Source organism: Polyangium fumosum, assembly GCF_005144585.1.
GTDB lineage: Bacteria > Myxococcota_A > Polyangia > Polyangiales > Polyangiaceae > Polyangium > Polyangium fumosum.
Window position 1 is genome coordinate 37,153 of sequence record NZ_SSMQ01000047.1, and the last position, 22,895, is coordinate 60,047.

Genomic DNA, 22,895 nt, shown 5'->3' on the forward strand with positions numbered 1-22,895 from the left:
CCAGCCGGCGTTTGTCAGGCGCCCGTCGCGAAGAAGCAGCGCGCGGGCCGCGCGATACCTCCGCTCGACGTCGCGCACCCGCCTTCGACCCGGCAGCGCCACCCAGCGCACGAGCCTGTAGGGCGCCCCAAGGTTGTCTAGCTCCTTGCCCCACGTATCCCCGAGGTCCGCGATCCGCCGGTATTGCAGCCGCTGCTGCTTGCTGAGCGGGAGCCGCACAAGGGGATTTGCCCTGCGCCACTCCACCGCCCGGTAGTACGGTCGATCCACACGCTCCCTCTGGCCCCCGTGGTTTACCTTTTTGGCCTCCGCCGCACCTGCCATGGTGTGGCGAGCGTACCGCCCGGGATCCGGATGGCAAAGCGGGCAATTTTTCGGGTCGGTAGTCCACGTGGTTTACCGCCTGGGCGTGGTTTACCACCTGCGCGGACCGGTCGCGGCGCCGTGGTACCCCTCTCCCGTCGCCGCGTTTCGGCGTAACCCGGAGAGTTTTTATGGCTTCGCTTCCCGCCCTCCCCCCCGCCGCGGCCCCGGCGGCATCCACCCTGGTGCCCGCGCCGCTCATGGCCGCCGAGATGCGGATTCAACATCTCGGCCAGAACAACTCGTACCTGAACCGGCAGCTCCAATTGCTCAAGACCGAGATGCCCAACAGCTTCCCGGCGCGGCTGGCCAGCTCGACGATCCCGGCGCTCGGCCTCGTCGCTGCGGACGCGTCCATCGGCGACGGTGAGGGCTACACGGCGCGCGCCGTCGGGACCGTCGCTTTTGGCGCCGCGGCCGGGTTCTGTCACCTGTTCGGCTGGCACACCGCGACCAACGTGGCGCTCGATGCCGCGAGCGGTACGGCGCTCGTCCTCGCCGCCGAGGGCCTCAAGGGCAGCATCATCGCGCGGCGCTTCGCGGAGAACGCGCCCGAGGCGAGCGGCCCCCAGCCCCCGAAGCCGGCCGCGCGCGCCGCGTGACCCGTTGTCGTCTCGTCGCTCGGAGCTGTTCGCTATGCGCCCCTCCCACCGCTCGGCTTTTTTTGCGTGCGCCGTAACAACCCTCGGCCTCGCCTCGTCGCTACTTTGGCTCGGTGGCGTGCTGCCCTGGTGGGCGGGGCTCTTCGGACTCCTGTGCGACGCGGCGGACGGCGAGATCGCGCGGCGCTCTGGTGGAGTGACCACCTTTGGCGCTCTGTACGACTGGAGCGCTGATTTGGTGCTCTGCGCGCTTGGTTGGGCGCATCTTGGCGGCACCTTCTCGCCCGCCTCGCTCGTCTTGCTCGCGTTCCTTGTGCCCGTCCAGGTTGCCTTGCACCTCAAGCAAGTGCATTTCAGCGGGCGCACCGGGGTTTTTGTCGCCGGCATCTTGCTGGAGGTTTTCGGGCCGTGAGCGATTCCACGAGCCCCGATTTCGACGTCCTGGGCGCTTCGCGCTCTCTTTCAACCCTCGCCAAGGGTGCGCCGGTTGACCGACTGATGCGCGAAGTGCGGGAGGCTGTGGAGGCAGGCTACATCCACGGCAGCCGGGCCGGCGATCAGGCGATCTCCTTCAACGCGCACCTGATTCAGCACAACACCGACCTTCTCGCGGCGAATATCCAGCTTTCAAAGCAGTATTCGGAGCTTTCCGCGAAGCACGAGGCGACCGTCCGGATCGAGGCGGAGCGGAGCGTCGCTCTCAAGCAGATCGACGCGGAGATAGCGCGCAACAAGGAGCTTTTCTCGACCCTAACCGGGCTCTGGAACGATCCGCGTATCGCGCTACTGGTGCAGCGGTTTATTGGCACCGCTGGGCTTGCGCCTGAGGTGCGCACCAAAGCCAAGGTCGTGATTCTTGCGCTCAGCGGCCCCGAGGGCGCCGCCGCGCGTGCGGAGATCCGCAAGCTCTGTCCGGATGCCCCGCATTGGGACGCCCTCGTTAGCTTCCTTTCCACCGTGGAGTGACCCCAATGTCTTCTTTCGGCTTCAATCTCGAAGAGTACGTACGTGACATGTTTGGCACCGGCCTCAACGAGGTGGGCGCCGCCCTCGACGAGGCGATCCAGCTCGATCCCGAGCTGGCGAACATCATCTTCAACGATGGCGACGTCGGCGCCGCGATCGCGGCGCGTGCGCCGGGCGTCCCCGCGAACCAGATCCAGGCCCTCGTTTCCTCGTTGAAGACCACCAACGACGTCAATTCGCGCTTCGCGCTCACGGCGGCGATGCTCACGCGCGGCCCGGACAAGACGAAGCCGAACTCGGCGGCGACCCTCTACGCCACGAACGCGGGCGTCGAATGTGTGGCCTATCCCGACCTACCCGCGCGAAGCTACGACCTCATGCCCCGCGCCCACGGGGTGCTGGACGACAAGGCGATCAGCTTCGACAACGACACGATCCTCGTGCGCGTGATGGCGCACGAGGCGTGCACCGTCCGCAACTTCGTGCTCGTCGGCGGCGGCGGCTTCGAGACGGATCGCCTGTCGCCGTTCCGCAAGGATACGTCGTTCGTGTCGCTGCAACCGGACGTGCCGTGGGATGAGACCCCGTGGGTTTCGCTGCGCTACGCGCGGCCGAAAGAGAAGACCTCTTTCCTTTTCCGCGTGTACCTCGACGAGCCCACCGGCAGCACGTCCGTCTTCCCGGGCCTCGTCGTCCACTACCAGGAAGCCGGCTGCATGCCGATGTGGCGCAAGTGGAACCAGGCGCAGCCCGCCGACCCCGCCACGATCGCAAATGCGCTCGGTCAGTACGCGCAGCAGCGCACCCGGCTGGTTTTGCCCCAGGCCAAGGCCTTCAACCCGCTGAGCAACGTGCTCAACAACAAGCTGCGCTAACGTCTCTCTTCGGCCACCGGCGCGGGGCCTTTCGGCTCCTTTTGCCCCGCGCCGGTGGCCCCCTTTTCGTTTGGCTGTTCGTTCTGCCCTTTTTTTGCAGAGGTGGCCCGTGGCGATTCAAGACGATTCAGGCGCGCGCTTTGGTGAGGTGGGGCGCGGTGGTTCGAGCGGCAGCGGTGGCACGACGAGCCCCGCGCCCACGACTCCCACGGGCCCCACTGGGTCCACGCCTGGGCATGGGCGTCCGGCAAGCGGGCCCCCGCACGGCTTCGGCCAGGACGCCCACGCCGCGTTTGCTGGGTCCGGCGCATCTGACAGCGACGTCGGCGCCAACCCGTTCGTGTTCCGCGTCAACCTCCGCAAGCGGCCCGCCCCCAAGAAGGGCAGCGCGAACAAGAAGCCCACCAAAACCGAGGAGTTCGATCCCCAGGCGGCCATCAACCCGTGGGGTGCGCCGAAAATCGAAAAGCTGCCGGATGGCAGTATTCGCATTTCGTCACCGACGCCTGCGCCCAAGCCGGCCTCGACGAGCTCGACCACGAGCAGCAGCGCCGCGCCCCGACCGGCGCCGCCTCGGCAGATCCCGCGCCCCACCACGGTGCCGGCGCGGCCCACCGTCACCGTCACGCCGAAGCCCGCCCCGGCTCCCGCTCCCGCGCCCAAGCCGGCGAGCCCGCCGCCGGGCGTGCGTCCGCGGCTCGTGCTCGAACCGGTGCGCCTCGACGCGTCGTTCCTGCATCCCGTGGTGTCGCTGCCCCGCGACGACCGGGCCATCGGCGCCTTGCTCTCGTTCCTGATCTACCTCGACCTCGCGACCGGGACCGCCGTGCGCCCGCCGCCGGGGGCCCGGTTTATCCCCGACGTCTCGGCCGACTATTGGGCCGCCCCGAAGGAGGTCTCGACCTCGAACGGCGGCGACTGCGCGCGCCTCGTGCGCGCGTGGGGCGCGTTCCGCGGGGACAGCATCGGGATCGGTCGGACGGAGGCCGGATGGCACGTCTGGCTTTGGGACAACGGCCGGGTTTTCGACCCGTGCGTCGAGGCGGGACACCCCCCGATCCCCTCGCACTGGTACTACGACGCGGCCCATTACCGCATCCAGCTCCCGCCGCGGGACGTCCAACCGCTCTACACGCTCGACGCGACGAGCAGCCAGCCGACCGACGACGAGGCCGCGCTCGTGGCCGAGCTTGAGGCCGCGCTTAACCAGTTGATGGCGGCCGGCTATTCGCCCGATGAAGCCTGGGACGCGCTGGGCTTGCCTCCCCTCGACGTCGCCGGCTTTGCACCCCACGAGCTTGCGGCGGCGACCCCTCCGCCGGCCGATTCGCCGCCGCCGGCAGCGGAGGAGGTAGGCGGCTCGGGCACCTTCGCGCGGATTGCGGGCCAGATCGGCGGGCTCGTCGCGACCTACTTCGGCGGCCCCGTGGCCGGCGCGGCGGTCGTGGGAACCGCCGAAAAGATCGGCGTGGAGCTCGACCGGATGGAGGCCGCTTCCAAGAAGAAGCGGCCAAGCTCGCGCAACCCGCGCAAGGCTACCACGGACGAACTTCACGCCACCGCGCGCGCCGAGCTTCAACGCCTCAGCCCGACCGATCCGCGAAGCAAGCCCGTGGCGGCGATCGCCGCCATGACCGACCCGAACCCGCGGCGGGCTCCTCGGATTCGCCTCTTGTTCAAGCAAGACCCGAAGACCGACCCCAACCCGGTCGACCACGCGCTGATGATGAGCGCCGCGCTACTCCTTGATCAAGCCGGGTTCGAGATCCCGAGCGCGATCGTCGCGCCGTCGCCGGAGCCGAGTGCCTCCGTTTCGTTCGAGTCGCCCGCGCGGAGCCTTGCTCGCTTCGGGCAGGAAGTAGCGGGGCGTCTCCACGCCGCTGAGCCGGGGTGCCCCGGCACCTGCGCGGTGCCATGAAGTACACCGCGACAACGAGTCGGTCCGTGTCTCTCGGAATCGGGCGCGGCTGCGCGCCCCGCCCGGTGCGCCTCGTCGCGGTCTACGAGCCGCCCGCGGGCAGCGCGCCGGGCCCGGATCTTCGCGGCGAAGCTCCACACCTTGTTTTTCGGAGCGCCACGCTCGGTTCGTCGGATTCCGTTTTCACAGGGCTCCAGCGTGGTCGCGAAGGCGACGACCCCAACCTGCCGTTCACGTGGGAGGCCGATTTTGGATCCTACATCGTCCGCCTCCCCGCGGAAGTCTCGGTTGTGGGCGGTCGCGACGAGCACGCGGTTGACATTCGTTGGGCACCCGAGCCCAACGTGTTCAGCCAATGGTTTTGGCTGACCCGGCGGTGCGCGCTCGACGCGCCGGCCTCACAACGTCCGCCGGCCTGGGCGACCCATGTGGAGTTCCTTGCGGGCACGTTCACCGCGGGCCCGATTCCGCTGCCGACCTACCAGCGACTTTCGGTCGCTGCCCTTCTGGCCACGGCCTACACGCTCGACGGGTTCGTGCGCTGGGGGATCGAGCTATGAAACGCGCACCGAAAGCGAAACGGCGCAGGTCTCGCAGCGAAACCGCCTCGGAATACTTCGAGGCGCAGCTCCGCAACGTGCCGGAAGACCTCCAGCCCGTCTTCCGGCGCCGGTGGTTCCTCCTGCGGAAGAGCAAGCGCAAGGAGCCGTGGGAGGCCTTCATGGAGTGGGCCGCCACCGATCAGGGCGAGTTCGAGATCGCTGAGTTTCGCGAGTCGACCGTGCCGAGCGATCGCACGCTCGCCAAAGCGGAAGCGGAAGCCGCGGGCTACTCCGGGGACCTTCCCACCCTGCGCAAACAGCTCGCCTCGCTTCGCAAGTCGCTTAGCGCCGACATGAAGGCCGTGCGAGCCGCCTGCAAGCGCGACGGCGACGAGGCTCGCAAGGTCGCCCATGACCTTCGAGTCGACGCGGCGAAGCGCAAGGCCTCGACGGGGCCGCGCTGTGATTCGGCGCTCGAAGACGGTCTTTCCCCCACGGCCGCGCGCCGCGTCTGCAATGCCGCTCGTGCGGATCTCTTGACGGAGATTCGCCGCGACAGCGCGCGCGCGAGCGCCGAGCTCGCCTTGGCCCGCAGCGCTTGCCGCGTGCGCGTGGCGGGCGTCCTGTCCGAGCACGCTCCGCAGCTCGTCGACACCGCCCGCCAAATCGAAGCCCTTGAGCGCTCCCGTCCCGCTCCCCGCAAGCCGCGGAGGGCGCCGCGTCGTTCTCCTTCCACCCCGTTTTGAGGTTTCACATGCGCTGCTCTTCTTGCGGTTCGGAGTCTTTTCGCCCTACCACCTCTGGTTTCCGCTGCAATCGCTGCGGCGCTCGTGCGCAACGCCCCGCGGCTCGCGCCGCTGCCCCCGAGCCCACGATGCCGCGACCGGAGAGCGCGCAGCACGCTCCCAAGGTGGCCCACGCAGTCCCGCTCCCCGCGACGGAACCGACGCCGGGGCCGTCCGTGTCGCCGGGGCTGCGCGCGCTCATGGGCGAGCCGGCGGCCGCCGTCGTCGAGATCGGCGCGAGGCTGCTGGCACAGGAGCTCGGTCCGGAGGGTGTGGCGGACGTCAAACGCGGCGCGGTTCGACTCCTGGGCGCCCTCAGCCGCGGCTACCAGGAGGGCCAGGCGGCGGCGCCCGAGGTCGACCAGGCTCTCGAACGCATCAAGGCCCTTTTCCAACGCTGAGGAGCTTCTCATGGACCCGTTCACGCTCTCCGCACTCTCCCTCGGCGCCTTCGGGCTCGGCGCGGGCGCGCTGGCCTGGTGGGAACAGCGCGGAGGCGCTCGGGCCAGTGCCGAAGATCCCCCGCTCGCTCCCGCGTATACGCGGTTGACGACCCCGGATCCGAGCGTGCGCAAGGCGCTCCATGACGTTTCGCGCGAACTCGGGTTGCCGGCGGACGCGCTCGCCACGGTGATTCAGTCGGAGAGCGATTGGGATCCCACGGTGCCGCACACGAAAAGCGGCGTGCCTCGCGGTGGACTGATCCAGCTCACCCAGGGCGCAAACTTCCCCGGCTTCACCACGGCCGACGCCGTTTGGGCCGTGCGCGCGATGCCCGCAGACGTGCAGCTCCGGCAGATCGTCTTGCCGCTCTACCGTCGCTACGAAGAGCGCTCGCCCGGCTGGGCGGCGCGCATTCGCGCGGCCGACGATCCCGCCCTGGAACTCTACAAGTGGAACTTCCTGCCCGACGACTGGAAGAAGCCCCTTGATTTCAAGCTCGGCGAACGCGACTCGACGGAGCTCATCCACCCAAAGAGCACCATCACCCGGGGGCAGGTCTACTCCGCGAATCCCGTCTTCGACCCGACGAAGCGCGGGTATTTCACGTGGCGCGACGTCGCCGCGAAGCTGCGCCGCACGGAAACCCACGCGATTCCGGTCCGCTCTTACTTCCCCAAGGCCCGTCCGGAGGACCTCAACAAGCCCCTGTGGGTCACCCTTTCCGGCCGGAAGGTCTTGCCGCCGGTACGCCCCGCTGCGCCGGTCGCTTCGTCTGCCAGCGGCGTCGTTGGCGCCGCCGCCACGACGACGGCGGCAACGAGTTCGGCGAAGGCGTCCGCGACGGCGGCGGCCGTGGTGGCCTCGGGCGCCGCGTGCAGCCCGGCGCAGTCGCTCCTCCAGCTCCGCCGCCAGGTCGATGAGCGATGGCCCCGCCGGTCGAAGGCCTCGGACGGGCTCTGCGGCGACGCCGCCCACCAGGCCCGCGAGAGCGACCACAACAAGGGGCTTGCGCTCGATCTCACGCACGACCCGACCCACGGGCCGCCGCTCGAAACCCTCGCCCAAGCGCTGCTCAAGGATCCCCGCGTCACCTACGTCATCTGGAACGCGCGGATCGCCTCGCGGGACCGCGACGGCGGCGCGTGGCGACCTTACCCGCAAGATCCCGCGCAGCGCGGCAAGGTCAACCCGCACACGCGTCACCTCCACCTGTCGATTCGCGCCGACGCGCGCGACGACGCGCGCTCGTGGACCTTGCCGTCCGGGAGCCCCGGCGCGCGGCCCGCCGACGTCGGCAGCACCAAATCCGTGCAGCGGCGCGCCTGGGATGACCCGGTGGGCGCGTGGTTCGACGGCTTGATCGATAACATCTGGTGGGTCGAGATCCCCGCACCTGGCGGCTACCTCATCCGCGTGGCGGGCGACCCGCTCTCTTGCCTCGGCTTGCGTTTGCCGTTCACGTTCGCCGAGGTCGTCTCGATCTGCCGGGGCGCCGACTTGCTGCCTCACACGCACGTCACGGCCGACGCGCGGTGGCGCGCGGCGAGCCGGCGCCTCGTCGTGCCGCTCCTCGGCACTGGCGCGCAGGACTACGAGTCGTCGCTTAAATGGAACGCGCAGATCGGTCGCCTTGGCACTCCCGGTGAGATCGTCGACGGACCGTGGAAGGAGTGGATCCTCACGGACGATCGGTTGAAGCGCCTCCCCACGCCGGACACGTCCATCAACTACGGCGGGCGACTCTCGGACGCCGAAAATGCGGCCGTCGTGCAGACGCCCGGCATGCGGCACAACTGGGTGCACAAGGACTATTCGCAGCTCTTCGCGCCGCTCGCGCGAAAGGCCCTCAAGAACGGGCAGCCCGTCGACCTTCTGGACGAGCTGGCGCGCGGGTGCGAACTCGGCGGCCCGCTTCCGCCGTGGCTCATCGAGCGCCTCCGATAACTTTGGCGGCCGCTCGTCGGCCACGAAAGGAACACGCACCATGGCTTCTGTCACCCGTGACGAACTCGAACGCGAAGCTTTCCACCATTTCACACGTTTGACGTGGTGGGCTACGGGCCGCGAGCAATACCCCGACGACGACAACGAGGACGTGCTTCCCGACTACTTCCAGGGGATCGAAGCGCTCTTGCGGCTTTTCCCGCACCACCACGACCGCATCACGCAGCTTCGCAACTATTTGCCTTTCAAGGACTCAGACTTGCCGCTGCTGCGCCGAGACCTCTACGAACTCGAACAGATTGCCCGCGCCGAGCGGGAGTATGTGCCGCCTGCCTGGGACTACCCGATCGTCCCCGACGTGGGCGCGCCCCCTTCGGTCCACGATGTGCCGATCTTCCGTCTCCAGGCCGAGGCACACGCGCACCGCTCGGACCTCCGCCGGTGGGCTCTTCAACGCGTCGGACCCCAGCCCGAGAGGGATGACCGCGAAGAGCACCTTCACGCCGCGCTGCTGCACCTGTTCCCCGACCAGGAGGAACGCGTCGCGATCGTGGTTTTGGGCTCGAACACCGGCTATCCGCCCGAATGGGCCGACGTGATGCGCTTTCGCGTCGCCGTCTACGAGCTCGAACAGCTCGCCGCGCAGCGCCATGGATTCGCGCCGGTTCCATGGGACGCGCCCATCACGAGCCCGGAAACCTGGGACGTCAGCGGCGCCCCCACCGTGGTCACTCGACTTTCGCTGGCTGACTACCCGGTGTTCCGGCTCCAGGATGAGGCAAGCGAGCACTTTACCGCCCTCGGCCTTTGGGCGCTCGAACGCGGCGGGGCGCCGGCCGAAAGCGCGTTGTCGCTTCCGGAGGGCTCCGTCCGTTCCGTGCTGTTGCGGCTTTTCCCTGACCAGGCGGAGCGCATCACGATCGCGAGCGGGGGCCCACATCTCGGCCACCCGCCCGAATGGGCCGACGTGATGCGCTTTCGCGTCGCCGTCTACGAGCTCGAACAGCTCGCCGCGCAGCGCCATGGATTCACGCCGGCTCCATGGGACGCGTCCATCACGAGCCCGGAAACCTGGAACGTCAGCGGCGCCGCGGGCACCCCGAAGTGCGGCGGCGGGGAGGTCGGATGGCTGCCTGGCTTCGGGCCGACCGAGGCCGAGCGCGCCACCTTCGAGGAATGGCGCGCGCGCTTCCTCGCCGACGTGCCACCCAACGTCGAGCAGCTCCCCGGCGCTGCGGAGGCCGTCGATTGGGTGCGACGCTTCATCGCTTCGTGGGACGCGGGTAGCGCTTCCGTGGGAGACCTCGGGGCGTTCCGAGACGAGGTGAAGCGCCTGATCGATCGCGTGAGCGCCTTCGACGCGGCCGACCGCGCTGCGCTCAGCGGCGGGGATGTCGCCGGTCTGCCGATCGTTGGCCCCAGCGCCGCCGATCGAAACCGGGTGCAGAAGCTCCGCGCCAGCGCGGACACCCACAATATCGCCGTCCAAGAGGGGCTCAAGCGCGCGGGAGAGCTGCCCGAGGTCCGCGAATACAGCGCCTTCTGGACGTCGTACCTGGAGCGCCTCGCCAGGGCCGAAAAAGAGGCGGACGACGCGTGGATCGCCACGAACCTCGACAACGAGCTCGACGTACTCGAAGCGTCGTTCCGCTTGCTGCTCGTGCAGTGGGCCGCGCTCGGACCTCGGATCGCCGTTCGCAAAGGCGGCGAGCAGATCGGCACGCTGAACGACGCTGTCCGGGCCGCCAAGGGCGGCAACCTCGCCGACGCGGCGATCTCCGCTGCGGAGGAGATTCGCGCGCAGCACGCCGCGGGCAAGGGCCTCGATCCGAACCTGCCCGCGTCTGCGGCAACGGCGCCGCCGCCGTTCGTGCCGCTGCCCGGCGTCACCCAACTGGCCGGTGACGCCTTGTTTGGGGGCGGACCCTCGCGTTCGCTGTGGGACTCGATCCCGACCGGGGCCAAGGTTTTCGGCGGGGTGGTCGCTCTTGCGGCGCTCGCGATCGGCGGCGCCGCCGTGGCGCGTGAAGCTCGTTTCATCACCGATCGGGGGCGCCGATGAGCGCGCGCGTCTTCGTGGCGCTCTGCGCGCTCCTCGTCTGCGAGGTGTCTGCCTACCTGACGATCGCGCTCCTTGCGGTGCGCGGCGTGCTCGACGGGTCGCAGCTCTTCGCCCTGCTCGGCGTGGTGGTCGGCCTCTCGCGGCGCGTCTGGCTGCGCGCGCTCGACCTGCGCGAGCCACCCGGCCCGCCGAGCAGCGTTCGCGCGCGCCGGTCGCCGTCGAGCGCCGATGCGGCGCCGCTTGCTCGCGTCATCGCCTGGCGAGGCTGGACCTACCTACCGGGCCCGCTGCTGCTGCTCCTCTGCCTGCTGACGCACAAGGTCCCCGGGCGGGCGGTGTGACCATGGCGAGAACCAAGCAGCGCTCGCTTTTTGACGTGGCGACTTTGGCCGGACAGGCGCCGGGGATCGCACCTGCGCCGATCAGGCCGACGCCGCCCGCTCTGCCGGCCGTTCGTGGCGCGCCGAAACGACGCCGCCGCGCGGGCGCCCGCGAGGCGGTCCCGGCGCTTGCGCGGCGCGCTCGTGCGCTGCGCGGCTCCCCCGAGGCCCTGGCCCGTCGCGGCGATCGGCAAGCCTCTCGCAGCCTGCTCGCTACGTGCGAACGCGAGCGCGCCGCCCTCCGCGCCGAGCTCGCCAAGCACAAGGGCCATGTGTGCTCCTGCAAGACGACGACGCCCGAGCCCAGCGGCGGGCCCCGCGCTCGCCCGCCGGAGCCCTCCGCCGAGCCCCACGCGTGGGAGTGGACCTCGACCCCGGCAGGGCCGGTGCCGGCGCGCGCTGGCCGCCTCCTGACGCCGCTGGAGGTGCTCGCCCGTGTGCCCGCCGCTTCGCTCTCCGAGGCGCGCGCCGCGCGGCTGCGGGACTCGCTCAGCCGTGGAAGCCAGCCCAAGGTAGAGATCGAGTTCGACGCGGAGGGCGGACTCAGGGTGCTCGAAGGCGCCGGGGTCCTCGGCGTCGCGCGCGAGCTCCAGGTGCCTCACCTTTGGGCCGAATGGAAGCGCGCGGCGCGCTCCTCGGGCCGGCCCCGTGGCCGCCCCAAAAAGGAGCCCGCGGCGCCGCCTTCGCGCCGCCTCCCAACCGACGACACCGCGTTTGCAGACCGCGTGCTTTCGGCCGCGCGCGCGTCGAAAACCGGTCGGTTCGGCGAAAACAAGGTGTTTGTCTCGCACGTGATCCGCCAGCTCGAACGCGAAGGTTTCACGATCGGCGACGTCGACACGTTCAAAGCGCGCCTCGTCGCGGCCCACCGTGCGCGGCTCCTGGCGCTGAGCCGCGCCGATCTCGTGCAGGCGATGGACCCCGCGGACGTCGCCGAATCCGAGATCGTCCACCTCAACGGCTCTTTTCACTTCGTGCGAATCCTCTGAGGTTCCCACCTGATACCGATTTCCCGCAAGTCTGTTCTTCAACCTCACAACCCCCAAGGACACCCGTCATGAACACGAAGCAACCCTCGACCCCGAACGTGAACACCGACCCGACGGCAAAGCCCCGCCGCGGCCGCAAGCCGAAGCAGGCCGACGCGAAGGCGCCGTCGGCACCGCAGGCCAACGGCGACGAGGTGTTCGAGCCCATCGCCGACGTTACCGACGAGACCGCGCCGCGGCGCTGCGTCAAGTTGACGCTCTTCGTGCCGCCCGAGGTCGCCGCGCGGCTGCGCGTCGAGCAGTTCTTGCGCCCGCCCACCGAGCTCTGCGCGCTCACGCTGTCGTCCACCGCGTTTCAGGTCCTCATGGAGGGCCTCGACCATTCCGACGCGGTGCGCGTCGAGCGGCGCCAGGGCGCCGCCGAGCACCGAGTCAAGCGCGTGCTCCTTCAAGACGCGTTCCACCAGCTCGCAAACGTCGTCTCGGCTGGGATCTGACGCGCCGCCCTTCCGTTCGTCCTTCCCCTCCCCGCCTGTCCGATCCCGCCCCCACCTGGCCCGGCCGCCACCACATGCGCGGCCGGGCCTTTTCCTGCCGTGACTCTTCGCGATCTCGTTAGAGGTAGCTCGACCCGAGCAGCGCGGGCGCTGCCCCTAACCAGCTCACCCAGTCCTCGGCCGACATGGTCACCTCAACGCGGTCGCCGTGCTCGTCATACTCCATGAGCGCGGCGGCTTCGTGCAATTCGTCCGGCAAATCGGCCTTGTCGAACACGAACGTTATCTGCCCCGTTTGTTCCTCCCAATCCTCGGGCTCGCTCTCGTCAGGCGTGCACCCCAATTCCTCTCGCATGAAGAGGATCAGCTCGTCCAACGAGTGCGCCACGTAGGTCTCTTCGCCGTTCGTCCACACCTTCGCGCGCTCCTCGCCCGGCTGCGGCGCCGCAAGCGCCGGATCGTCACCTTGCCAGAGGACGCCGCCGTCTCGGGCGGGCCCTCTTTCGTCTCTGCTGGTTAGTTGGTGTTTCATTGCCGCTCGTCTCCTACTCGCCGCGCTTCCGCGGCTGCTTTGTGCTGCCATCTGAAAGAACGGCGCGACGTCACTGCCGCCCGCCGCGCCGTTCACCGTCTCAGCCGCCCTCGACACACACGCTTTCAAACGTGTGCGCGTGTCGCTCGGCCGCCTTGCGCGCCCGATCGCGCCCGAGCGCCGAGCGACGCCAGGGCACTGCAACAAGCACCGGCACGAGGCCGAGACGCTTTGCAGCTCTCAGCCGGTGGGTCCCCTCTCGGGCGCGCCAGCAGTTCCCCACCGGATCCCACGCCGCGCGGATCCTCGGCGGGCCACGGCGCCGCATCTCCGCTACCACCCTTTCCAGGTGGTCCGCACGAAAGTGCCCGTGCGGCGGATTTACTCGCACGTACACGATCCCTGCACGGGGCTCTTGCACTTCCCCACGCTTTTGCCCTGGTACTGGCACATCTTGGTGCCGCACTCCTTATTGCAGCACTCGCCGAGGCATTTGTACTTCCAATCGTCGCACACGAGCGGGCCCGGACCCGCGTCCTCGCCGCCGCCGGAGGACGACGAGGACGACGAGGACGACGAGGACGACGAGGACGACGAGGACGATGCGCCGCCCATGCCGCCCATGCCGCCCATGCCGCCCATGCCGCCCATGCCCGACGAGGACGACGAGGACGATGCGCCGCCCATGCCGCCCATGCCGCCCATGCCCGACGAGGACGACGAGGACGACGAGGACGACGAGGACGACGAGGACGACGAGGACGACGAGGACGACGACGAGGCCGCCCCACCGCTGCCCGCGTCGATCGGTTCCGTGATCGGCCCGGTCGTCACGCTCGTCGTCGTCGTCGCTGAGCCCTCGCCCGCGGCACCCCCTGCCGCCCCGCCCGCGCCCGCCGCTCCGCCGGCACCCGCTGCGCCCGTCGAGGATGCCGCGCCTCCGCTGAACGCTCCCCCTGTTTCCGGCTCGCACGCCACGACCCCGAGCACCACACCTTGGACGAGCGCAACCAGCGCCACCAAAATCACCGTTCGCATTGCTATTCTTCCACTTCCTGCGGCTCGTTCGCCGCCACAACCGGCACGATCTGCGCCGGAAGTTCCTTCGGGGCTCGCGCCCCATAGCCCTTGTAAAAACGCGTCCAGTTCGCGAGGACGCCCGCAAAAGCCCGCCGGCCCTTCTCGCGCGCCACGATCTTCGCGAGGGTTTCCAGCTCCTTTTGCGTGAGCTGCTCCCCGTCGCCCGCAAGCACCCGCTCTAGGCGCTTGCGCATCTCGCGCACAAACGGCGGCCGCTTCTCCCCTGCCATCAGCTTGACGAAACCCTGCAAGTCCACGCTTGAGCGCGTTTTCCAGCCGTTTCGCTTCGCGTTCTGGGCCCCGTAGTAGTGATCGGCGTACGCGCGCCGCCGCGATTCCTCGGCGTACGCCGTGACGGCCGGCGGGCGCTTGTGCGTGCGCGGATTCCAATCCGCTGCGGCCCGCTCCATCGACTCAAAGCCCGACGCGCCCTTCGAGCGGCTCTTCTGGACAATCTGCTTTCGCCGATCCTCGCGCTCGGCGCGCGCACCGTCTTCCTCCGCCGTCGTCGGGCAGACGAGGTCCACGATCGTGCGCACCCTCGCGGGTTCGAGCGCGACGCGCGCGAGCTCTTCTTGGAGATCGACGTCCGGCGGATCGTCGTCCTCCTCGCCCGCACCTGGCGCGACTCCGGCAAAATTGAGCTCGCCCCGGCGTCCCGCCAGCACCACACGCTCGCCGCCCGGCACGTAGCCTGCCGGAATTTGCAGCACCGGCGGGGCCATCGCCTCGCCCGGCGTGTGCAGATAGACCTCCGTGACCTCGAGGGCGTGGTGGCCCATCAGATCACGCACTTCCGTCAGCGGCCTTTGCCGGCTCTCCGCTGTGCCGAAGAAGTGCCGCAGCGCGTGCGTTACCAGCTCGTCGGCATACGGGAGCCCCGCGCGCGTCGCGAGCGCTCGCAAAACCTCCGGCTTGACCAGATCGGCGTGGGTGCGCCACGCAGGGCCCGGTGAGCGGTGGGCGGGAAAGAGCGGGCCGTGTGGCGCAAACCGCCCAAATCGAGCAAGCACGGCTTGCTGTGCTCGGAGCAGTCGCTCCCCGGCGTCCGACAGGGGGATCGTCCGCGAGCGCTTGCTCTTCGGTAGACTCGGCGGCTCCATCGCGCCCGGGAAACGCGTTGGCCACTGATCCACCGCTTGGCGCCGGATCCGCAGCACAAACGGCGTCTTGGCGCCCGGCTGAATGTCGTGGTTCCCGAGCCCCGACCCTTCGGCCTGTCGTAGCCCAAAAGCCGCGATCACAGCGCACCGCGCCGCGAGATCCGCATAACGCGGGATCGCCAGCTCGCTAAGATCCCGGCGCTTCGCCTCCGTCAGGATCGCGAACAGCGCATCCTCGTTGTGCGGGATCGTGCGCTGCTTTTCCGTTGGCCGCTCCGGCCGCCACCCTCGCCACGGCAGTTCGGCCAAACGCCCATCTTCGATGGCCATATTCGCGGCCGCTTGCAAAACCGCGTAGATGTTCCCGATCGTGGTCTGCGCGAGTGGCTTTCGCTGTAGCTCCTTCTCCCACTTCGCAAGCTTCGACGCGTCGAGTTCTACGGCTCTACAATCCCGAAACTCCGGGAACACGTGCAGCCGCCAATACGACCGAGCAGCCTTGCCCCAATGGTCGTCCACCGTCGCGATGTAGGTTTCCCACATCTCCCGCAAGGAGAGCGGCCCCTTGGCCGCGTTGCGCACGGCCACGAGCGTGTGCGGATCCGAGATCGCGCCCGCCTTGTAGTCGTGCCTGAGCTGAATCACGCGGGTGTATCTCGCGATCAGATCCTCCGGATCGGTGCCGTAGATCGAATCACGCTCGCCCGTCACCGGATCGCGGTATTGCTTGCGAAATCGGTTGGGCCCGACCTGTTGCAGCGTAACTCCCTGTATTGTTACGGTTTTGCCCTTCACCTTGATAACCTTCGGCATGCGCTCGCCGATACCAACCGGCGCGCGCGCTTGCGTTTGTCCCAGCGTCCACACGCGGGCGCGCGGTCCCCAACCCGCCACGCGCCCGCCCCTTCGAGTCGCTACCGGCGCCCGCCGCTCGCGCGCGCCGACTGCGCCGCGTTGAGCTCTGCGAGCGCTGCGCGCGCCGCCTCCGCTTGTCCTTCACGCTGAGCTGCTCGGCTCCGCGTGTGGTCGCCCGTCGACGCCGGCCCGGCGTCGCTCTGGCCACGCGTCGCCTTCGCTGGCTTCGTGGGCCATCTCGGTTCTTCGGGCGCGCGCCCGCGTGGCTTTGCCCGCCGTTCGGTCACGCCCGAGGCCACGGGCATGGTGACGACGATCCCGCCACCCGTCTCGCGCTCCTCGCCCGTGAAGTCGAGCACGAGCACCCGATCGGCGTAGGTCTCCGGATACCGTGCCTCAACAAGCCGCGCCGTCTCGACCCCGTCTTCGCGGCACCATTCGAGGACTTCCTTGCCCGTCACCGGCACGTAGCCACCCGGCTCGCGCCGGTGCCGATGCCTGTCGTCGCAGAGCCGGCACGCCGCCCGCATCTCGCCGTGGCGTGTTGCCCCTCGACCCGGTTCGCAGGTGCGGCCGTGCAGGCACGCATGGTGCGTGCGGACGATTTCTGCGTAGACCCCCGTAACCACGAACGCCCGGAGGCACCGGGAGCACGTCACGTATTCGCCCGAGAACTTCATGGGCGGACCTCCAGGAAGCCCCAGCGGCCCGCGTGCGCTGCGCCGCGCACGCGCCAGGCGTAGGCTTTGAGGTCGGTCCCGTCCTGCTCGTACACGATGCGGCCGTCCGGCTCCTGCCAGGCGCGCAGGAACGCCGGCCGCATCGCGAGGTCGTACCGCCCGCCTGCCGGATCACGCAGCAGTCGCGCGCGCTGCGTGATCTTGGCCTTGCGGGATCCGCGATTCGCCTCGAACGCCGTGGAGGGCAGGAGCAGCGCGACCTGTTCCGCGTCCATCGCCATCGCGGCCAGCTCGAACGCCTCCCATTGGGGAAATGGTGGGTTCGAGATCGCGAGCCCCGGCATCGGGCCGAGGTCGAGCTCTTGCACCAGCTTCCGCACCCGCCATTGCACGTCGGCGTCCGCTACGTCGCCCACGAACACCCCGTGATACGCGCCGGTCGCCAGCGCCTCCGCCGCTCGCGCCTCCGAGAACTCGATCCCGATCCCTCGGATGCCCCAGGCCGCATGGAGCACGGCCCCGATCGCCCCACGGCCGGCGCCGAGGTCGATCCATATGCGCGGGCGCCCGAGTCGCGCGAGCAGCGCCGTCACGGCGCAGCGCTCCGGGTGGGGCTGATTTAGCCGCGTCGGCGTCTCGTAGAAGTCGAGCGGCAGGCGCGTGGGCTTGGCCGGCTCGCGCTTTCTGCCCATCGGAACCCGCGACGGCTCGCTGACGCCGCACATGCCGATCGGTTTGGTGCCGCTCATTGCCCACCCCCACGCCGGATTGCTTCGAGCTCCATGACGCGGCGCCCCCAGAGCTCGGCGACGTGCGGAACCACCGCGTTACCCAGCGCTTTGAGCCTTGCAACGCGCAGCCGACGCGCCGCCCGCCCTTCCGGGCTCAGGACCGTGCGCGGGGGCTCCCACGTTTGCGGCGCCTCTCCGGGACCGGCGGGCCATCTGTCCACCCGGGCGGGCAGCCCATCAACGTCTCGACCCACGCCGGATTCAGCACTCCGCCCGCATTCGGCTGTCTCACCGCTGCATCCACCAGCGTCGTCCCCGCGTGTCGCGTCTCCGTGCTGTACCCGGCGGCGCCCGACGCCTTCGCGTCGCCGCATGTCGGTGTCGGCCACAGCTTCACGGCGATCCCGAGGGGCGTTCCGCAGCCGTTGCCGTTGATTCCCTTCGCTCGCAGCTTCGCCTGTCGCTCCTTGAAGGTCTCCACCGCCTCGCGCTCGTTCGCGCACGAGGCGTCCGGCGTCGGCCACAGCTTCACCGCCTGCGCCAGCGGCGGCGAGCCCTGCGCTCGCTTCCCTCGCGACGGACCGCGCGCGTCCCGCGTCATCGGTGTAGGCCAGAATGAAGAGTCGCTCTCGTCGATGGGGAGCGCCGACGTCACTTGCCCGAACACACGACCATTCCGCATCGTACCCCGCTTCGGCCAGGTCACCGAGGACCCGATCGACTCCGCGAACAAGCAGAGCTGCGACGTTTTCCACGAGCACGTAGCGCGGTCGTAAAAGGCAAATGATTCTGCACTGTTCGCGCCAGAGCCCTGAACGTTCTCCCTCGATTCCGGCTCCATTCCCGGCATAGCTGATATCCTGGCAGGGAAATCCCCCGCAAATGAGGTCGACTTCCTCCAGCTCCGCCCCAACGGCGCGGACGTCCTCGTAGCGCTTCGCCCGCGGCCAATGCCGTGCGAGCACACCTCGGCACCACGCGTCTTGCTCGACCTGCCACGCCACCGGCCCGAGCCCGGCCCATTCCAAGCCGAGTTCCAGCAGGCCAATGCCCGAAAACAGCGAACCCATCGTGAGCGCGCTGCGCTCTTGCGTTTCCTCGCACCGCAACCCACGAGAACGCCTCGAACCATGTCCGGGCGTCCTCGATGTGTTGGCGGCGCGGCGCATGGCCGCGCCGCTCATTGCGCACCTTGCCCGAACAGCTCGTCCGCGAGGGCTTCCGCTGCCTCGCAGCGCTCACGCCATTCCTCCGGCGTGCTGACCTTTGTCGCAATCGCGTACCAGACCGCTCGCGTGACGGCGCTTGGTTCCCAGGGCGCGCACCGCTTATCCGCGTCGAGTAGCGCGAAGATCACCTCCGACGCCGCTTGCAGCTCCCTCGCTGGCGCACGGAGACAAGGCGGCCCCTTCGCCGCCAACCGGATCCCCTGCCTGACCTCCTCGACGCTCCCACCGTGGAGCCGACTTGCGTACAAGGTAAGTAGGTTCGGGAGAGATCCAGACTCGTACCGCTCCGCCCACACCTTCAACCACGTCAGGAGCGGATCGCTTACCTGAACGTCTGGCGCACCCCCCTCGTCGTGACGCACCGCGTGCCGTTCGAGGCTCCGGCACTCGTTTGGCACTTGCTCTTTGATAATGTTTCGACTACTTCGTGTTTCCTCGCTGTTTGCGGGGACGTGCGAAGAGTCCCCCTCTTCGCACAGTTGTCGATTGGACAAACACGTCGCCGAGGGATTCGCGACTTCGCTTGGATGAGGTAGGCAGCCGTGATCCCTCGTGGTTCACGGTGCCAGCCTTGACGAGGACGATCCAATGTCGCATGGCGCGCCGGGGGGCTCGGGGGGGATGAAGCAGGTTCGCTCCCCAGCGGTCGCGGCCGGCGCATGGGCCTTCGGGGTCGTCGGTGTCGTGACGAGCCTGCTTCTCGGCCTTGTCCCCATTGGGTGCAAGCAAGGCAAGACGGAGGGCGGCGCAGCGCCGGCCCCGAGCGCATCGGTCGCCCCGAGCGCGTCGGCGGCGACGAGCGCGGCCGCGGCTCCGCCCGCGACCTCGGCGAGCGTCGCGCAAGCGCCTCCGCCGAGCGAGCCAGTGGGCTCGGGCGTGTCGTCGTTCGTCGCGGCCGCGCAGACCGAGGGGTGCAAGGCGCAGAGCGGGGACATCGCGACGTACCTGCAGCGCGGCGAGGTGACGGTCGCGGGGAGCGAGGGGTCGCTCGCCGCCGCCTGGCTCATCAAGCTCGCCGCGAACAAGCCGGGCGCGCAGCTCGCGTTCGCTGGGTTCGCCCTCGACGCGAAGCAGGTGGCGCGCGCGCGTGGCATCGGGACGGCCAACGAGACGGCGCCGCGGATCTTCGCGAACGGGGCTGGCTGGACGCTCGTGTGGTTCGACGAAAACGGGCTGGCGTACACGAAGCCGCGCTGGGAGACGGCGCCGGCGCCCGTGATCGAGCACCTGAGCACGGTGAACGCCGCGAACGCGGACGACGTGGCCCTCGCCGCGACGCCCGCCGGAGCGATCGTCGCGGTGGCGCCGTTCAACATGGAGAAGGCGCAGCTCGGGCTGTTCCAGTTCGCCCCGACGGACGCAGCCGCGCCGGCCGTGCAGGCGCTCGGCGCGACGCACCACGCCCACGAGCCGCGCAGGCCCGCCGTCGCCGCCGATGGAACTGGCTACACGCTCGCCTGGCACGAGGGGGACGGGCGGATCGTCGTGTCGCGCTTCGATCTCGCGGGCAAGGAGATCGACGAAGCCTACACCCTCGCGGCGGCCCCGCCGGCCGGCGCGCCCGCGCGCGAACGCGTGAACCTCGTGGCCACGACGAAAGGCGCGATGGCCGTGTGGATCGAGGGCGACAAGATCCTCGCGCGCGCCGTCGACGCCGCGGCGCGCCCCGGCGAAAAGACGTGGCTGGTCGGGCGCGGTCGGGCTCCGGCGCTTGCGCCGATCGGCGACGGCGCGCTCGTCGTGTTCCTTGGTCAAGAGGGCGGCAAGGACGATCAGGTCCTCGCGGTGAAGCTCTCGGAGAGCGGCGAGCCGTCGGCCACGGGCATGCGGATCAGCGACGGGACGGGCGCGGTGAAGGACGCGGCGGCGGTCACGTCGGCTGGCCCGCGGTTGGGCTTCCTGTGGGCCGAGCCCATGAGCAACGGCGTGAGCACGAAGCGCGCGATCCTGCGGACGCTCGAGTCGAGCTGCGTCCCCTGAGCGCGGAAGAACGTGTCGTTCGCGCACGCGCGCAGGGCGTGTCGTCTACGCGCGCGTGACGAGCGCTCGGCCTGTCGCGCCGCGTGATCAGGACGCGAGGAACGCCGACAGCTTGCCGCCGGCCGCGACGTGGGCCTGGGCCGCGCCGAGCTCGCTGAAGTCGAGGCTGCGCACGGAGAGATCCCGGTACCGGTTTTTTTCGACGAACCGGAGCTCGTCGGGGCGCGCCCAGTCGATCACGTGGGGCGACTTCGTCGAGACGATGAGCTGCCGGTGATCGGCGCAGGCCTCGATCACGTCGAGCAGCGCGACGATGCTGCCGGGGACCGCGGCGATCTCGGGCTCCTCGATGAGCAGCGCCGTCGCCTCCGGATCCACGAGCGCGACGAGGAGCTCGAGCCTTCGGATCACGGCATCGGACAAACGACCGAAGTCCACGCCCTCGAACGTGATGCTGGCGCGGTCCTGCGGCGCGACGTCCGCGCGCGCGGAGGTGTCGCGCGTGATCTGGACGGCGAGCTCGCCAGGCGCGCCGATGCGCTGGCAGAGCTCGACGACCTTGTTGTACCGATCGCGGTGGAGCTCGAACCAGATGACGAGCGTCGACGCGAGCGAGAGCAGGCGCGCGTCGAGGCCCCGCGACGTCCAGAGGACGCCTGATCGGCCGGTGAGCGTGACGCCTGTGCGATCCTCGATCGGGGGGCGCGCGAGGGCGAGGCCGAGCCAGCGGATGCCTTCGAGGTAGGCGCGGATGCGACGCAGGTCCTCGGGGACACGATCGGCGGAGTCCCCGGCGAGCGCGAGCGCGCCGACGCCCGAGGGGAGCGAGATGCGGCTGCCGTCGCCGAAGACGGCGCGTCGATCACGCACCGTCCAGAGATCCACGTTGGCCTCGTCGGTCCTCGCGGCGTGTTCTTCCCAGCGCATCGAGGGCGGGAAGGGCTCGTCGTCGTCCTCGAGATCTTGGAAACGCCGATCGTAGCCGTAGACGAGGTGCTCGCCGGCGTCGCCTTCGAACTCGCAGCGGAAGTGGCGCGGTTTTTCCGGGTCGCTCAGGGCGTGGACCGCGATATGCGCGCCTTCGGCGATGCCCTGGACGAGGAGCGACGCGAGGGTCCCGCCCTTCGCGACGAGCACGGTGCGACGCGGGGCGATGGCGAGCTCGATCGTGCTGCTCCCGATCGCCTGGTAATCACCGATCGTCACGGACACGAGCCGGGCGGCCAGGGCTCGGGGAAAGACGGAGGTGCGGGCCGGTTCGATCATGAGAGGGCACCTTCCTCCTACCACGCTGCGTGGGGGGTTGGCGTATCCCTTCTGCACGGGCGGGACGCTTCATTCCGTCCATCCTTGGTTTGCGAGCGTAAGCGAGATTAGGCGCTAGAATTCGTGGGTGAGCGAGGCCATTTCCCCGAGGTCCGCGCTTTCGCGCGTCGCCCGAGCCGAGGGCCCGACGGAGCTCCCTCCTCTCTCGGACCCGTACCTGCGGGGGCCGAGGTCGCCGCACAAAAAGCCGCTCTCGACGCTGGCATTGACGTCGATCCTGGCGCCGTTCGTGGGCGGACCGCTGGGCTCGGTCGCCGCCATCGTCTTCGGCTGGGCCGCGCGTCGCGAGATCGACGGCGTAGGCACAGGACGCCGCGGGTATGTCCTGGCGACACTGGGGATGGGCCTCGGGATTTGCCTGACGGTGGCTTGGGGCGCGGCCATCGCGTTCGGGGTGTGGACGATGGAGCGGCGCCACGAGGCGCAGCTCGATTCGATCGCCAATGTCGTGACGGTCGGGGATACGCCGAGGCCGCTCGAGGGTTCGGTCGAGGCTGCGGAGCCTGCGTCGCCGCCTTCCAAGGCCGTGCCGGTTCTCCAGAAAGAGACGGCCGTTCACAAGGAGGGCAACGTCACGATCGTGGATGTTGGGATCTCGGTGTCGTCGCTCTCGCAGGAGCTCGCGAAGCAACGCGCGGCCGCAGCGGCGGCGGGCGAGACGATCGTCGTGATGACGACGAAGAGCGAGTGTGTCTCGTGCCGCAGCTTGTCGACGTCGCTCGAGCATCCGCTCATGCAGACGGCGCTCGCGCGGGTGCGGCTCGTGCGTGTGGACATCGACGCGTTCGACGAGGACCTCACGGGGCTGAAGATGCCGCACGAGCGGGTGCCGAGTTTTTTCCTCCTGGCGCCGGATCTCTATCCGCGCGACGCGATCGACGGCGGCGAGTGGGACGAGGACGTGCCCGCGAACATGGCGCCCGTGCTCGGCGCGTTCGTGCGCGGAAAATACGAGACGCGGCGGCAGAGCTTCGAGCCGATTCAAAACGGCGGGATCAAGCTCTGAGACAGG

The 22,895-nt window shown here is 69.4% G+C and carries 22 protein-coding genes; 15 read left to right on the forward strand and 7 right to left on the reverse strand.

Going from position 1 to position 22,895, the window contains the following annotated elements; translation table 11 throughout:
* Positions 1-494 precede the first annotated feature (494 nt).
* From E8A74_RS53060 to E8A74_RS34585, 13 genes are all read left to right on the forward strand, one after another.
* A complete protein-coding gene (locus E8A74_RS53060; protein WP_170229586.1) occupies positions 495-965 on the forward strand; it encodes a hypothetical protein in 471 nt (156 codons plus the stop codon).
* 34 nt (positions 966-999) lie between these two features.
* Positions 1,000-1,377 (forward strand): CDP-alcohol phosphatidyltransferase family protein, encoded by a 378-nt coding sequence (locus E8A74_RS34530; RefSeq protein ID WP_170229587.1) that lies wholly within the window; start codon positions 1,000-1,002, stop codon positions 1,375-1,377.
* The gene (locus tag E8A74_RS34535) at positions 1,374-1,931 is read left to right on the forward strand and encodes a hypothetical protein (protein WP_136933335.1); all 558 of its coding nucleotides are present in this window, start codon (positions 1,374-1,376) and stop codon (positions 1,929-1,931) included. The genes E8A74_RS34530 and E8A74_RS34535 overlap by 4 nt, the downstream gene beginning before the upstream one ends.
* Positions 1,932-1,936: 5 nt before the next feature.
* On the forward strand, positions 1,937-2,806 hold the full coding sequence (locus E8A74_RS34540) for a hypothetical protein (RefSeq protein ID WP_136933336.1): 870 nt from the start codon (positions 1,937-1,939) through the stop codon (positions 2,804-2,806).
* Positions 2,807-3,146: 340 nt separating this feature from the next.
* A complete protein-coding gene (locus tag E8A74_RS34545; protein WP_136933337.1) occupies positions 3,147-4,724 on the forward strand; it encodes a hypothetical protein in 1,578 nt (525 codons plus the stop codon).
* Positions 4,725-4,789: 65 nt separating this feature from the next.
* Positions 4,790-5,284, forward strand: a complete 495-nt coding sequence (locus tag E8A74_RS34550; RefSeq protein ID WP_136933338.1) for a hypothetical protein — start codon at positions 4,790-4,792, stop codon at positions 5,282-5,284.
* The gene (locus E8A74_RS34555; protein WP_136933339.1) at positions 5,281-6,012 is read left to right on the forward strand and encodes a hypothetical protein; all 732 of its coding nucleotides are present in this window, start codon (positions 5,281-5,283) and stop codon (positions 6,010-6,012) included. The genes E8A74_RS34550 and E8A74_RS34555 overlap by 4 nt, the downstream gene beginning before the upstream one ends.
* A gap of 128 nt (positions 6,013-6,140) precedes the next feature.
* A complete protein-coding gene (locus tag E8A74_RS34560; RefSeq protein WP_136933340.1) occupies positions 6,141-6,452 on the forward strand; it encodes a hypothetical protein in 312 nt (103 codons plus the stop codon).
* Positions 6,453-6,462: 10 nt separating this feature from the next.
* Positions 6,463-8,439, forward strand: a complete 1,977-nt coding sequence (locus E8A74_RS34565; RefSeq protein ID WP_136933341.1) for a VldE C-terminal domain-containing protein — start codon at positions 6,463-6,465, stop codon at positions 8,437-8,439.
* Between the two features lie 40 nt (positions 8,440-8,479).
* Positions 8,480-10,501, forward strand: a complete 2,022-nt coding sequence (locus E8A74_RS34570; RefSeq protein ID WP_136933342.1) for a hypothetical protein — start codon at positions 8,480-8,482, stop codon at positions 10,499-10,501.
* Complete coding sequence (locus tag E8A74_RS34575) at positions 10,498-10,842, forward strand: hypothetical protein (protein WP_136933343.1); 345 nt, start codon at positions 10,498-10,500, stop codon at positions 10,840-10,842. The genes E8A74_RS34570 and E8A74_RS34575 overlap by 4 nt, the downstream gene beginning before the upstream one ends.
* Positions 10,843-10,844: 2 nt before the next feature.
* Positions 10,845-11,870: a hypothetical protein gene (locus E8A74_RS34580; protein WP_136933344.1), complete on the forward strand. Its 1,026-nt coding sequence runs from the start codon at positions 10,845-10,847 to the stop codon at positions 11,868-11,870.
* A gap of 68 nt (positions 11,871-11,938) precedes the next feature.
* Positions 11,939-12,367 (forward strand): hypothetical protein, encoded by a 429-nt coding sequence (locus E8A74_RS34585; RefSeq protein WP_136933345.1) that lies wholly within the window; start codon positions 11,939-11,941, stop codon positions 12,365-12,367.
* Positions 12,368-12,485: 118 nt separating this feature from the next.
* Here E8A74_RS34585 and E8A74_RS34590 read toward each other — a convergent pair whose 3' ends face one another.
* The 6 genes from E8A74_RS34590 to E8A74_RS56110 all read right to left on the reverse strand — a co-directional run bounded on the left by E8A74_RS34590 (position 12,486) and on the right by E8A74_RS56110 (position 18,532).
* On the reverse strand, positions 12,486-12,899 hold the full coding sequence (locus E8A74_RS34590; RefSeq protein ID WP_136933346.1) for a hypothetical protein: 414 nt from the start codon (positions 12,897-12,899) through the stop codon (positions 12,486-12,488).
* Positions 12,900-13,280: 381 nt separating this feature from the next.
* Entirely contained in the window at positions 13,281-13,937 is a 657-nt protein-coding gene (locus tag E8A74_RS53065) for a hypothetical protein (RefSeq protein WP_170229588.1), read from the reverse strand.
* 2 nt (positions 13,938-13,939) lie between these two features.
* Positions 13,940-15,895 (reverse strand): tyrosine-type recombinase/integrase, encoded by a 1,956-nt coding sequence (locus E8A74_RS34600; protein ID WP_136933347.1) that lies wholly within the window; start codon positions 15,893-15,895, stop codon positions 13,940-13,942.
* Positions 15,896-15,996: 101 nt separating this feature from the next.
* Complete coding sequence (locus E8A74_RS34605) at positions 15,997-16,617, reverse strand: hypothetical protein (RefSeq protein WP_136933348.1); 621 nt, start codon at positions 16,615-16,617, stop codon at positions 15,997-15,999.
* Positions 16,614-17,366: a hypothetical protein gene (locus E8A74_RS34610; RefSeq protein WP_136933349.1), complete on the reverse strand. Its 753-nt coding sequence runs from the start codon at positions 17,364-17,366 to the stop codon at positions 16,614-16,616. Before E8A74_RS34610 ends, E8A74_RS34605 begins: the two co-directional genes overlap by 4 nt.
* Positions 17,363-18,532, reverse strand: a complete 1,170-nt coding sequence (locus E8A74_RS56110) for a DNA cytosine methyltransferase (protein ID WP_420814225.1) — start codon at positions 18,530-18,532, stop codon at positions 17,363-17,365. The genes E8A74_RS34610 and E8A74_RS56110 overlap by 4 nt, the downstream gene beginning before the upstream one ends.
* A 666-nt stretch (positions 18,533-19,198) precedes the next feature.
* Between E8A74_RS56110 and E8A74_RS34620 the strand changes: the two genes are divergently transcribed.
* The gene (locus tag E8A74_RS34620) at positions 19,199-20,557 is read left to right on the forward strand and encodes a hypothetical protein (protein ID WP_136933351.1); all 1,359 of its coding nucleotides are present in this window, start codon (positions 19,199-19,201) and stop codon (positions 20,555-20,557) included.
* Between the two features lie 87 nt (positions 20,558-20,644).
* Here the strand turns inward: E8A74_RS34620 and E8A74_RS34625 are convergent, their stop codons facing one another.
* Positions 20,645-21,823, reverse strand: coding sequence for an AAA family ATPase (locus E8A74_RS34625; protein WP_136933352.1), 1,179 nt, complete (start codon positions 21,821-21,823; stop codon positions 20,645-20,647).
* A 127-nt stretch (positions 21,824-21,950) separates the two neighbouring features.
* Between E8A74_RS34625 and E8A74_RS34630 the strand changes: the two genes are divergently transcribed.
* Positions 21,951-22,889, forward strand: a complete 939-nt coding sequence (locus E8A74_RS34630; RefSeq protein ID WP_136933353.1) for a thioredoxin family protein — start codon at positions 21,951-21,953, stop codon at positions 22,887-22,889.
* Positions 22,890-22,895: the final 6 nt, after the last annotated feature.